The organism is Streptomyces sp. NPDC079141 (assembly GCF_040686775.1).
GTDB lineage: Bacteria > Actinomycetota > Actinomycetes > Streptomycetales > Streptomycetaceae > Streptomyces.
The window spans coordinates 982,488-994,458 of sequence record NZ_JBFBLP010000001.1; the positions used below are offsets into that span (position 1 = coordinate 982,488).

Annotated in this window: 9 protein-coding genes; 3 read left to right on the forward strand and 6 right to left on the reverse strand. The window is 73.6% G+C overall.

The annotated features are described in order from the left end of the window. The first annotated feature begins 61 nt into the window (after positions 1-61). Positions 62-2,668: a CHAT domain-containing tetratricopeptide repeat protein gene (locus AB0Q90_RS04510; RefSeq protein WP_363158954.1), complete on the forward strand. Its 2,607-nt coding sequence runs from the start codon at positions 62-64 to the stop codon at positions 2,666-2,668. 267 nt (positions 2,669-2,935) lie between these two features. Here the strand turns inward: AB0Q90_RS04510 and AB0Q90_RS04515 are convergent, their stop codons facing one another. From AB0Q90_RS04515 to AB0Q90_RS04525, 3 genes are all read right to left on the reverse strand, one after another. Then, a complete protein-coding gene (locus tag AB0Q90_RS04515; protein ID WP_363158955.1) occupies positions 2,936-3,862 on the reverse strand; it encodes an RNA polymerase sigma-70 factor in 927 nt (308 codons plus the stop codon). Between the two features lie 6 nt (positions 3,863-3,868). Continuing rightward, positions 3,869-4,813, reverse strand: a complete 945-nt coding sequence (locus AB0Q90_RS04520; protein WP_363158956.1) for an NAD(P)-dependent oxidoreductase — start codon at positions 4,811-4,813, stop codon at positions 3,869-3,871. A gap of 77 nt (positions 4,814-4,890) precedes the next feature. Beyond that, complete coding sequence (locus AB0Q90_RS04525; protein ID WP_363158957.1) at positions 4,891-6,666, reverse strand: LuxR C-terminal-related transcriptional regulator; 1,776 nt, start codon at positions 6,664-6,666, stop codon at positions 4,891-4,893. A gap of 94 nt (positions 6,667-6,760) precedes the next feature. On the opposite strand from AB0Q90_RS04525, the gene AB0Q90_RS04530 reads away from it, so the two are divergent. Continuing rightward, entirely contained in the window at positions 6,761-7,846 is a 1,086-nt protein-coding gene (locus AB0Q90_RS04530; RefSeq protein ID WP_363158958.1) for a M12 family metallopeptidase, read from the forward strand. Positions 7,847-8,342: 496 nt separating this feature from the next. On the opposite strand, the gene AB0Q90_RS04535 is transcribed toward AB0Q90_RS04530, so the two are convergent. Beyond that, positions 8,343-8,744: a hypothetical protein gene (locus AB0Q90_RS04535; protein ID WP_363158959.1), complete on the reverse strand. Its 402-nt coding sequence runs from the start codon at positions 8,742-8,744 to the stop codon at positions 8,343-8,345. 191 nt (positions 8,745-8,935) lie between these two features. Between AB0Q90_RS04535 and AB0Q90_RS04540 the strand changes: the two genes are divergently transcribed. Continuing rightward, complete coding sequence (locus AB0Q90_RS04540; protein WP_363158960.1) at positions 8,936-10,162, forward strand: helix-turn-helix transcriptional regulator; 1,227 nt, start codon at positions 8,936-8,938, stop codon at positions 10,160-10,162. On the opposite strand, the gene AB0Q90_RS04545 is transcribed toward AB0Q90_RS04540, so the two are convergent. Together AB0Q90_RS04545 and AB0Q90_RS04550 are read right to left on the reverse strand one after the other, a co-directional pair. After that, positions 10,143-10,805, reverse strand: coding sequence for an HAD family hydrolase (locus AB0Q90_RS04545; protein WP_363158961.1), 663 nt, complete (start codon positions 10,803-10,805; stop codon positions 10,143-10,145). The genes AB0Q90_RS04540 and AB0Q90_RS04545 overlap by 20 nt on opposite strands. Positions 10,806-10,860: 55 nt before the next feature. Next, a complete protein-coding gene (locus AB0Q90_RS04550) occupies positions 10,861-11,829 on the reverse strand; it encodes a nitroreductase family protein (RefSeq protein WP_363158962.1) in 969 nt (322 codons plus the stop codon). Positions 11,830-11,971: the final 142 nt, after the last annotated feature.

Consider the following 11,971-nt stretch of genomic DNA (forward strand, 5'->3'; position numbering starts at 1 on the left):
CGTCGATTGATACAGCACCAAACCTGTGTGGTCCGCAACCCGGAGCACTACCATCCGTTGAGTGACAGCGGGAAGCGACTCGGTTCTCGAACTGCTGCCGAAGGTGTTCGCCGCCCCGGGTGAGGCGCTGGCCCAGGCGGAAGGGGTGCTCGGCGCCGACCCCTCGCCGCTGCACGCCTCCGTCGCCCATCAGGTGATCGGCATCTGGCAGCGGGACTTCGGCGACATGCGGCTCGCGCTGGCCCATCTGCGGCTCGCCCGGGACTTCGCGGCGCGCGCGGACTCCGCGGACCGTGAGGCGGATGTACTGGGCACGCTCGGCGTGGCGCTGGTGCACGCGGGCCGTACCCGGCAGGGTCTGGACGCGTTCGAGCGGGGTGTCGCCCGCGGCACGGGACACACCCGGGCGCGGGTGCTGTACCGGCGGGCCTACGTCTGGTGGGTGCTCGGCCACCACCGCGAGGCGTTGGAGGACGTACGCCGCGCGATTTCGGTGCTGCGGCAGGCGGACGACGTGATCTGGACGGCACGGGCGCTGACCCTGCGCGCCACCGTGCACCTGGCGCTCGGGGCGGTGGACCGGGCGGAGGCGGACTTCACGGCGGCCGAGGCGCTGTGGGAGACCACCGGCCAGGAGCACGACAAGGCGGACGCCGTGGAGAGCCGGGGGCTCGCCGCGTTCCGGTCCGGTGACATCCCGGCGGCGCTGCGGCTGCTGGACGAGGCCGAGGAGCGGTACGCCAAGCTGGGCACGCCGACGTTCATGCTCGACATCCGGCGCTGCGAGGTGCTGATGGCGGCCGGGCTCGCCCCGGAGGCGCTGGCCGAGGCGGACGCGGCGATCGGCGTCCTGGACCAGATGGGCGGGCAGTCCACGCGCAAGGCGGAGCTGCTGCTCGTGGCCGCCCGGGCGGCCCGGCTGACGGGTGATCCGCACACGGCGTTCGCGCGCGCGGCGGTGGCGGTACGGCTGTTCGCTGGGCAGCGGCGCACCTGGTGGGAGACGCATGCCCGGCTGGTGCTGATCGAGGCGCGGCTCGCCGCCGGGCGGGCCTCGGGGCGGCTGGTCGCCGACGCGGCCGCGGTCGCCGAGCGGCTCGCTTCCTTCGGCGCGCCCGCGGCGCCGGAGGCCTCGCTCCTCGCGGGCCGGATCGCGCTCACGCTGGGCTGGCGGACGGACGCCGAACGGCATCTGGCCATCGCCGCCCGCAGCCGGCGCGCCGGTCCGCCGCTGGCGCGGATGACGGGCTGGGCGGCGCAGGCGCTGCGGGCGCGGGCCGCCGGGTCCGGCCGAGGGGTGCTGGAGGCGTGCCGGCGCGGTCTGGACGTGCTCGACGACCACCGGATGACGCTGGGCGCCCCCGAGCTGCGGGCCCGGGCCACCGCGCAGGGCGCGGAGCTCGCGGCGCTGGCGCAGCAGGCCAGTCTCGACAGCGGGAGCCCGCGGCGGCTGCTGGTGTGGAGCGAGCGCTGGCGGGCCACGGTGCTGTCCGCGCCGCCGACCCGGCCCCCGGCCGACCCGGCGCTGCTGAGCGCGCTGACGGCGTTCCGGGAGATCGCGGCCCGCGCGGAGGCCGCCCGGATGGAGGCCCGGCCGGTCCCGGCGCTGGAACGCGAACAGCGCCGTCTGGAACGGGAGATACGCTCCCGGACCCTGCACATGCGCGGCGAGTCCCCGGGGGACGGCGACCGCTTCGACCCCGCGCGGCTGCTTCAGCGGCTCGGGGACGACATACGGCTGGCCGAGCTCGTCGTGGTCGACGGGCGGGTCCAGGTGCTGCTGTGCGGGCAGGGGCGGGTGCGGCGGTTCGAGGCCGGGCTGCTGGCCGACGCGGAGACCGAGGCCGAGCATGTGCAGGCCGGGTTGCGGCGGCTGGCCCACCCGGGGGCGGAGGGGCGGCTTCCGCTGGTGGAGGCGGCCGGGCGGCGGCTGGAGGAGCTGCTGCTCGGACCGGCCGCGGCGCAGCTGGGCGACGGACCCGTGGTGGTCGTACCGCCCGGGCGGCTGCACCGGGTGCCGTGGGCGGTGCTGCCGTCGCTGCGCGAGCGGGTGCTCAGCGTGTCGCCGTCGGCGAGCAGTTGGCTGCGGGCCCGGGAGACCGAGCCGCCGCCCGGCGGCCGGCAGGTGCTCGTGCGCGGGCCGGGTCTGGCGACCGGCGGCGCCGAGGTGCCCGAACTGGCCGACCGGTACGGCACGGCGACCGTGCTGGAGGACGACGAGGCGTGCGTGCCACGGGTGTTGGAGGAGCTGGACGGCGCGGCGCTGGCGCACATCGCGGCGCACGGCACCTTCCGGGCGGACAGCCCGCTGTTCTCGGCGCTGCGGATGGCCGACGGCCCGATCGTCGTGCACGACTTCGAGCGCCTGGACCGCAGCCCGTACCGGATCATCCTCTCCTGCTGCGACACGGCCCGCTTCGCCTCGGTGGGCGCCGACGAGCTGCTCGGCCTGGTCACCGCGCTGCTGCCGCTGGGCACGGCGGGCGTGGTGGCGTGCAGCGCCCCGGTCAACGACGCCGCGGTGGTGCCGCTGATGGTCGCCCTGCACAAGGGGCTGAGCTCCGGCCTGTCCCTGGCCGAGGCGCTGCGCGACGCCCGCTCCGAGCTGCCGGGCGACGCGACGCACCGGGCGACGGGGTGGGCGTTCTCGGCGTTCGGGGCGGCCTGAGCGCTGCGCCGGCGGTGCTGAGTGGACACGGCCGGTCAGTCCCGGACCGCGGGGCCTGTCAGACCGTGCGCCCCCGGCGGTGCCGCAGTGCGGCTCCGCCGCGGGCCCGCGCCGTGCAGCGGGCCCTGGAGCCGGTCCGTACGCGGACAGGGCCGGTCAGTCCCGGACCGCGAACTCCGCCCGGCCGACGGCCGCGAGGGCGCCCCCGGCCAGGACGATCGCCTCGGCGGCGAACGGAGCCAGGCGCAGCCCGCGCCGGGCGGCCGCTCATCCCGCATGCTCGCCCGCTCGGCGCCCGCCCTTCATCTGCAGACCGAGGTCGCTGACCTGGTCGAGGTGGCGCAGCTTGTCGGGGTTGATGACGGAGTGGATCGTGCGGACCCGGCCGTCGACGATACCGAGTCCCATGACACCGAAGAGGCGGTCCTCCGCGTCGTAGGCCATGGCGCCGGGCTGGCCGTTGACCTCGGTGAGGCGGAGGCGTACGCCGATGCGGGCGAAGACGGCCATCCCGGTGAGGAAGATCCGGGCCACGTCCGCCCGGCCGCTGACCACGCGGCCCAGCGTCGGCACCTTGCCGCCGCCGTCGCCGTGCAGCGCCACGTCCTGGGCCAGCAGCGCCTCCAGCGCCTCCAGGTCGCCCTGCTCGGCGGCGGCGAAGAAGCGCTGGGCCAGCTCGGTCCGTTGCCGCCGCGAGGCGTGGTAGCGCGGCCGGCGGTCGCGCAGGTGACCGCGGGCGCGCGACACCAGGTGCCGCGCGCTGTCCACGTCGGAGCCGATGATCTCGGCGACCTCCGGGTACGGGTAGTCGAACACCTCGCGCAGCAGGAACGCGGCCCGCTGGTGCGGGGAGAGGCTCTCCAGCAGCACCAGGAACGCCAGCGACAGCGAGTCGGCCGTCTCCGCCTGCTCGGCCGGCGTCGGACCGGTGACCAGCGGTTCCGGCAGCCACTCACCGACGTAACTCTCCCTGCGCACCCGCGCCGAGCGGAGCTGGTCGATCGAGATCCGGGTGGCCAGGGTGGCGATGTACGCGCGCGGCGAGGCGATCGTCTCGTCCCGCTCCAGGGTCTGATGCATCCGCAGGAACGTTTCCTGCACCACGTCCTCGGCCTCGCTGACGCTGCCGAGCATCTGGTAGGCGATGGCGAACGCCCGTGGCCGCAGCTCGCCGTACAGCTCCGAGACGGACATCGCGGGCTACTCCAATCCCTGGGTGAAACCCGTGCGCCAACTCGGGTACCGCAGCACCCAGTCCAGCTCTCGCTTGGCCTTCTCGCTGGAGATCCCCGGGGCGCGCGTCATCATATCCACCGCGGACTTGCCGGCCAGCAGGCCGACCAGCCAACCCGGCACCCGACGCGGCGACTTGGCGCCCAGTGCGCGGGCCAGATACGGCAGCCACTCGGTGACGGGGGCCGGGTCGTCGTCGGCGACGTGGTAGATCCCGGGCCTGCCGCGTTCGACGGCCGCGACCGTGGCGGAGGCGGCGTCGGAGATGTGCACCATCGGCCAGATGCCGGCGCCGTTGCCGATGATCGGGAACTGCCGCTTGCGGAGCTGTCTGGTGAAGACCGCGTCCGGCGCGGTGCTGATGCCGGTGCCGGGGCCGTAGAAGCAGCCGTAGCGGATGGCGATGCCGTCGGCCCAGGTGATGCCGGTGACCGAGTCCTCCAGGTGGCGCAGGGCGTCCACCCCGTCCGCCCCGTCCGCGGGCGGGTTGGGCTCAAGCCGGCCGGTCTCGTCGACGACCGGGCCCGCGGCGCGCTCCATCCACAGGGCGTTGCTCTGCGCCACGAACCTGCGCGCCCCGACGGCGCGGGCGGCGGCCAGCAGATGATCGGTGCCCTCCGTGCGCAGCCGGTTGGTGGCCGCCGCCATCTCCTTCATGCGCCGCATGTTCACCGGCCCGCTCAGCGCGGTGAGCTGGTGGACGACCACCTCGGGCTCGGCCTTGGCCACCGCGTCGGCCACCGAGTCCGGGTCGAGGGCGTCCACGACGGCCGGCTCGGCGCCCAGCTCGCGCAGGGCGTCGGTCCGGGCGGCCGAGCGGGTCGTGCCGACCACCTGGTGGCCGCGCGCCACGAGCTGGGTGACGAGCTGGCGGCCGATGGCCCCGGACGCTCCCGCGACGAAGATCTTCATGACGTCTCCTCTCGTTGTGCTCACGCACTGAAGACGAGACGCCCCGGCACCGCATGATCGACTGTGACGCAGGTCACTCAGGCCGGCTGTGCGTCCGGCAGTTCCACCAGCCACGGCAGCGCTCCGCGGTCGCTGGCGCCGAGCCGGGTGTAGGCGCTGTAGAGGTGGTTGCCGACGGTGCGGATGGACAGGGTGAGGCGTTCGGCGATCTGCCGGTTGCTCAGGCCCGCGGCGGCGAGGGTGACGATCTGCCGCTGCCGGGCGGTGAGTTCACCGAGGACCAGGCCGGACAGGGCGGGCGTACGGGCGCCCTGGCAGCGCCGGGCCAGGGCGACGGCCCGGGTGCGCGAGGTGCGGGCGGCCCGCGGGTCACGGTGCGCCCGCACGGCCTGCGCGTGCGCCTCCGCCGCGAACAGCAGCAGCCCGCGCCCCTGCAGCGCCTCGGCCACCCGGTCCAGCGCGGGCCCGTCCCCCCGGGCGAGCGCGTCCGCATGCTGCGCGAACACCCCGTCGACCCGCCCGACAGCCCGCTCGGGCACCCCGAGCCGCACGGCGTCGTAGGGCTCCACGGCGTCCAGGGCGGCGTCGATGTCACCGCGGGCGGCGGCCTGCCAGCCGCCCGCCCCGATGCACACGGTGTCCCCCGACTGGGCGGCGGCGAGGGCGAGTTCGCGGCCGCACGCCGGGTCGTCACCGGCGGTGCGCAGCCCTTCCCGCGCCCAGGCCGCGGCCTCCCGCAGCCGCCCGCGCAGCCGCGCGACCCGGGCCCGCACGGCCGCGTGTGCGGCCGGCATCGGCACCCCTTCGTCCAGCAGCCACTCCCCCACCGGCGCCGGCACGTCCCGTACGTCGGCCTGCTCGACGCTGCGCGCGAGCTCGCCGGTCTCGGCGTCCAGGGCGGCGTCGCACTGGTCCGGAGTGCGGGCCAGCCGCCTCGCCCGCAGCCTGCTGGCCGCGGCCCGCAGCACCGGGCCGTGCAGGGGGTGGACGAGGCGGACGGCGCCCCGGTCGTCGATGCGGATCAGGCCGTCGGCCTCCAGGCGTTCGAGGACGCGCAGGTCGAAGGAGTCCATGTCCACCGGCAGCGGCTCGCCGAAGGCGAGGCGTTCGAGGGTCTCGCGCTCCTCGGGGCAGACCCGGTCGAGGACCTGCGCGGTGCGCTCCCGCACGGTCGCCGTCACCGGCAGCGGGCCCCGCCAGGCCCAGGCGTCGGCGTCCTGGACCCGGGTGAGCAGGCCGCGCTCGCGCACCGCGCCCGCCAGGTCGCGCAGCAGCCGCAGATCACCCCCGCACAGGCGGTGCAGACGGTTCACGGTGAGCTGCTCCAGGCTGCCGCCGGTACCGGCCGTGAGCAGCTGTGCCGTCTCCTCGCGCGGCAGCGGGTCCAGGCACAGGCGCGGCAGCAGCTCCCCGGTCCACAGCCGGGAGACGGCGCCGGGCGCGGGGTGGCCGTCCGTGGCGACGACCAGCAGGCGGGTGCGGCCGTGCAGGGCCAGCTGGTGGACGAGGGCGGCGGAGGCGTCGTCGAGCAGGTGGGCGTCGTCGACGAGCAGCAGCCGTACGCCGGAGAGGAGTTGGACGGCGCGGTGCAGGGTGACCGTCTCCGGCAGCAGGTGCGAGAACGCGGCGAAGGGGATGGCGCGGGCCTCCGGTGTGCCGGCCACCTTGACGCAGTCGGTGCCGCGGACCGCCTCCGCGACGAGGCGGGTCTTTCCGCAGCCCGCGGAGCCCGTCACGACGATGCCGTGCCGGCCGGCGGCCAGGGAGCCGCGGATCAGCTCCAGTTCGTCGTCCCGTCCGGTGAACGGCCAGGGCAGCTCAAGGGTCTTCGCGTCCCGTTCGAAAGTCGTCACAGCAACAGGAGCGCGGTTACTCAGCCCTGATACAGGGGGACTTGAGTAGCCCCCGACTCAGGCGCCCGGCGGGCCGCGGCGGCAGGCTGTGCGCATGACCGCTCGCTACTGCTCCCTCGCGCAGCAGTCGGCCCCCGTTCTGGCACCGGGGCTGACCGCCGAGCGGCAGCGCGCGCTCATCGGCGGACGCCGGATGTGGGTCAACAACACGGTCCTGCACTACTGCTTCTTCGACGGCGACAACGACGCGTCCATCATTCCCGTACCGGGCACCGGGGGGTCCCGGCGGGTGTCGTGGGTCGGCTCGAAGGAGCAGCAGGACGTGGTGCGCGAGTGCTTCCAGGAGTGGCAGGACCTCGGCATCGGGGTGTCGTTCAACGAGGTCAGTGACCGCTCGGAAGCAGAGTTGCGGATCGGGTTCCAGCTGGGTGACGGTTCCTGGTCGACCGTGGGCAAGGACGCGCTCCAGGTCGGCCTCAACGAACGCACCATGAACTTCGGCTGGGACCTGACCGCCCCTTCGGAACGGGGCACGGCACTGCACGAGATCGGGCACGCGCTCGGCATGCTGCACGAGCACCAGAGCCCGTTCGCCGGCATCCACTGGGACGACGAGGCCGTCTTCGCCGATCTGGCGGGCCCGCCGAACTTCTGGAGCCGTGAGACGACGTTCTTCAACATTCTGCGCAAGCTGGACCCGGACGAGGTCAACGGATCCGTCTGGGACCCTCAGTCGATCATGGAGTATCCCTTCGAGGCGGGGCTCATCCTGGAGCCGGAGCAGTTCCGTGCGGGTCTGAACCCGCCCGGCACCCTCTCCCCCGCCGACAAGGAGTTCGTCCTGCGCTGGTACCCGCCGGCCGGCCCGCCACGGCCGCCCGCGCTGGTGCCGTTCCGCTCGGCGCCGATCGGTCTCGGCCCGGGCGAACAGGCCGACTTCGTCGTCGAGCCGCCGGAGACCCGCGAGTACACCGTGGCCACCTTCGGCGACAACGACACCGTCGTGGTGGTCTTCGAGGAACGGGACGGCGAACCGCGCTACCTGGCCGGCCAGGACGACGGAGGCACCACCGGCAACGCCACGATCAAGGCCCATCTCGTCAGGGGCCGCCGCTACTTCGTCCGTGTGCGCCTGTACTCCAGCTGGGGGTCGGGGGAAACCGCGGTGATGTGCTGGTAACAGCACGGAGGCGGGCGCATGCGGACGGACGGACCAACAGTCCGGCGCCGGGGGAGCGGCCGAGAGACGTCGCCTTCGGGGGACAGTGTCGCTCAGACACACGGGTGACGCTCTCGGCCACGGCCGGAAGCCCTGCGCTTCGGGGGAGGTGCAGGGCTTCCGGTCGTTCGCGCCGCATTCGAGGTCGCGGCGCGCGAATTCGATGCGGCTGAGCTGCGAGTCGGGTTCTTTGGCGCTGCTGCGGATGCGTTCACGGCGACGCCGCCACCGCAGCCCATGGACCGTGCGGCCGCTTGCACAGCAGCGTCCGCAGATCATCGGGCCTCCTTGCAGGCCGAACTCCAGGCCCTTCGCAGACGGTCCGCTGTCTCGCACCGCCGCTCGCCCTCGTCAGAGGCACGGCACCTCCCACACTTCGAGCAGTGGTGCATCAGCTTGCGGTAGACGCTGCCTGCCTTCCCGGTCAGGGCCTGGCCGGCGCTCGTCGTCACGCTTCTCATGCTGGCCTCCCTTCTTGCCGGCCGCCGCCGAGACGGGGCCCGAAAGCGTCCTCGATCGCGGCCTGGAGTGCGGACGGGTCGGTAAGCCAGCGGGCCTCTCCCGGGCACATCCGCCAATGCGGCCCAGGTCCCTCCGTGCGGCGCGCCGGCGGAATCGTCACGGTGGCCCCAGTGCCGAGCGCGCGAGTGTTCTCAACGTCCCATCCGGGCGCGGTGCCGGCGGGGACGAAGTAGTAGACCGCGGTGCTGAGTGGGTCCTCGACGACAGCCCCGCAGCGGGCGCCGAGGATCGCCATGGCGGCGAGGCCGACGCTACGGGGGACGCGGATGGCGTCCCAGTCCTGTCCGGCGTCGTGCAGGGTGCAGCCTGCGGCGGACGGTAAGCGCGTGGTTGTCATGCGCATCTCCTCGGGCGCCTGTCGTGATCAGGTACGCACAAGGTTGGCCCTCAAGTGGACGTCTTCCAAGGACTTCAAGAGGTCTCTTTCCCGCACAGAAAGGGACCTTTGTCGGGTCTTGCGGGTGATGGCTGGTCATGAGCAGGGCCTCGCGCGACACTTGCCGCAGCGCTCGACACGGAGGTGAAGCAGTGGCAAGGCCCACAGGCAATACGAAGCTGAAGGCCGCCCGGGTGGCGGCCGGTTACCACTCCCAGCAGGCCCTCGCCGACGCCCTCGGCGTGGGTGTGAGGCAGGTCCGGCGGTGGGAGTCGGACACACCTCCGTGGCCGCACCCCGAGGTGGGTCAGGCCCTCACCCGACTCCTCGGCCAGGAGCTGGAAGCGCTCGGCTTCAGCCCTCCGGGCGGGGGCACATTCGACCGCGGGCGCCGTACCGTGCTCACCGCGACGGCCGCAGCCGTCGGGCTTGCAGCCGTGCCGACACAGGCAGTCGCCACGCAGCCTGCATCCGTCGCCAGTGACTACGAGGCCGTCACGCGGTCGCACCGACGCCTGTACTGGTCCGTCGCCCCGGCCACCCTGCACCCAGCCGCGCTCTCCCACGCCGCGCTCGGGTGCGCCCTCCTCCCCGAGACTGCCGGGCAGACCCGCCGGCGGGTCGCGGCGGCACTCGCGGAATCATGGCTCCTGGGCGGCCGCATCGAGTTCTTCGACCTGCGCGAAGCCGACCGTGCGCAACAGACCCTGCTGCGCGCCCTCCAGGCCGCGGGCGAAGCTGACGACCCCCTCCTCGGTGCTGCGGTACTGGCGCACACTGCGTTCATCCCGGGCTGGGCGGGCGACCGTGAGGCGGCCGTCGAGCGGATGGTCGCGGCGCGGACCTACGCCCGCCGTGGTGACGCCTCTGCCGAGTTGCTCGCCTGGCTCGACGCGGTGGAGGCGGAGTGCGAGACCCGGTGCGGCCACACCCGGACTGCGCTGCACCTGATCGGACACGCCGAGGATGTCCTAGGTGCGGGCAGCGATCACACCAGCCCTGAGTGGCTCGACTGGTTCAGTCCCGTCAGGCTGGCTGCGTTCAAGGGCAACACCCAGCTCAAGGCAGGTCACCTGCCGCAGGCCCGCGAGACCCTGCTCGGCGTCCTCGATGCGCTCGGCCCGGCCGACGAGAAGCAGGGGACCGTCGTGCTCGGCGACCTGGCGGCCGTCGAGGCCACGGCCGGCGATCCGGAGGCAGCGTGCGCGTACGCGCTGCGTGCGCTCGACCAGCTGGAGCGCACGTGGTACGCGATGGGCATGGATCGCGTACGGGAGGTGCGGCGCATGCTGGCGCCGCACCAGCATGAGCGGTGCGTGCGGGAGTTGGACGATCGGTTGTACGGCTGGTCCACGACGGTCAGTGCCCTCGCGCGTTGAAGCGCACGATCTCCGGCGAGAGTTCGAGGAGGCTTTCGACGCGGAAGGTCGGGAGCTTCTCCGCCTCCTCGGTGTGCCACTGGATCGTCGCCCACGGGCCGCGGTGGACGAGTGCCGTATGCATCCCTGCCGCGACGGCTGGACGCAGGTCGTTGTCGACGCGGTCACCGACGTACAGCATCTCGTCGACCTCGGTGGGTACGACCTCGGCGACCCGGTCGAAGAACTTCGGGTCGGGCTTGCTGGCCCCCCAGTCGTCAGAGGTTCCGATCAGGTCGACGTCCGCGGAGAACAGCTCACGCAGAATGCGGCCTGCGCGAACGGTTTGGTTCCCGGCGATGCCCAGCCACAGCCCGTCCGCGCGCAGGGTGGCGAGCGCGTCGCGGACGTCCGGGTACAGGTCTGCCTCACCGAAAGTCTCCGGCTTGCCCGCCTCCGCGCGAGCTTCGCGCTCGGCGTACAGATCGAAGCCCGGCCGGAACTCCTGGAACGTCTCGCGGTAGTCGCGGCCTTGGGCGATGACCGCGCCGAACATGGAGTGGAAGGTGTGGCGGGGTACGCCGAGCCAGTCGGCCCAGGTTCCGTACTCAGTGGTCTCGTCCACAAGGCACTCGCCAACGTCGAAGATCACAGCGCGAATCATGCGGGAAGGGTATCGAGTGAGGGTCTGGTGGCGGCGTCCCCGACCACGCCACGTCTCACGGCTGATCCAGTGCCCTCGCGCGCGGAGTCCGCTCGCCCTCGGGGCCGTAGCCGAAGCGGATCAGCAGCTGTGGGTGGCAGCGCTTGGTTCCGGGGGTGCGCATTGCTTCTCTGAGGTCGGGCCATTCCATGGCCTGGTGCAGCATCGAGGTGCGCAGGCCGTGGGCGGTGGCCACCAGGAGGGTGTGTTCCAGGGCCTGGCCGGCCCGCAGCCAGTCCGCGCGGCTGTCGCCGACGGTCCACAGGAGGGCCACCTGGGCGTGGCGCTCGAAGCGTGCCGAGGGCAGCCGGCCCGGTGACACCTGGCCGGTGAAGTCCCGCATCGGCATGCGCCCGGCCTGGTCCAACGGGCGCCGTACGGTGGACGGAATCCCGTACGGGGTCGATCCGGGGCGGGTGATCCAGGCCCGGCTCTCCGCTGTCCGCGCTCGGTCGGTGGCGTTGCGCAGTTCCGCCGCGGAGGTCACCTGGAGCAGCCGCCGGGTCTGGAGGATGTCGGGGACGTGGAGGTGCGCGCCCTCGGTCCGTGCGGCGTCGGCCATGTCCGCGACGGTGGGTTCCGGGACGGGTCGGCCGGTGAACGGCACACGGCTGGTGTGGCGTTGTACGACGGCCGGGTAGAGGCGGCGGTGCTCCGGCGGGGCGCCGGTGGTCGCGGTCAGCTCCACGGTGGCCAGCAGGTCCGGGTCGCTCGGCTCCGGCAGCAGCCGTACGCGGGGATTGCGGCCCAGGTGGGCGGCGGCCACCCGGAGGTTGAAGACGGCGGCGCCGGCGGACAGGTACAGGGCACGCCGGTGGGGGTCGGCGAGCGGCAGGACCCGGCTGCGGTCGTCCCGGACCTCGATGCACCGTGTGGCCGGCTCCGAACGGAATCGCCAGGGCTGCGTGTTGTGGATCGACGGCGCCGCCACCGCCGCGGCCAGCAACGTCTCCAGCGCGTCGGCGTCGATCTCCTGCGTCTGCATCACGGCTCCTCACTCGTCCGGGGAGCCTCCGTGGTGGACGCGGCTCCCCGCGTACCCTCCAGCCTCCGTCGCCGACGGGCCGAGGACGAGGGTCGGCGGTCCCTGGCCGGGGGCCGAGGGGCCCGGGACTTCGGTGGGGACA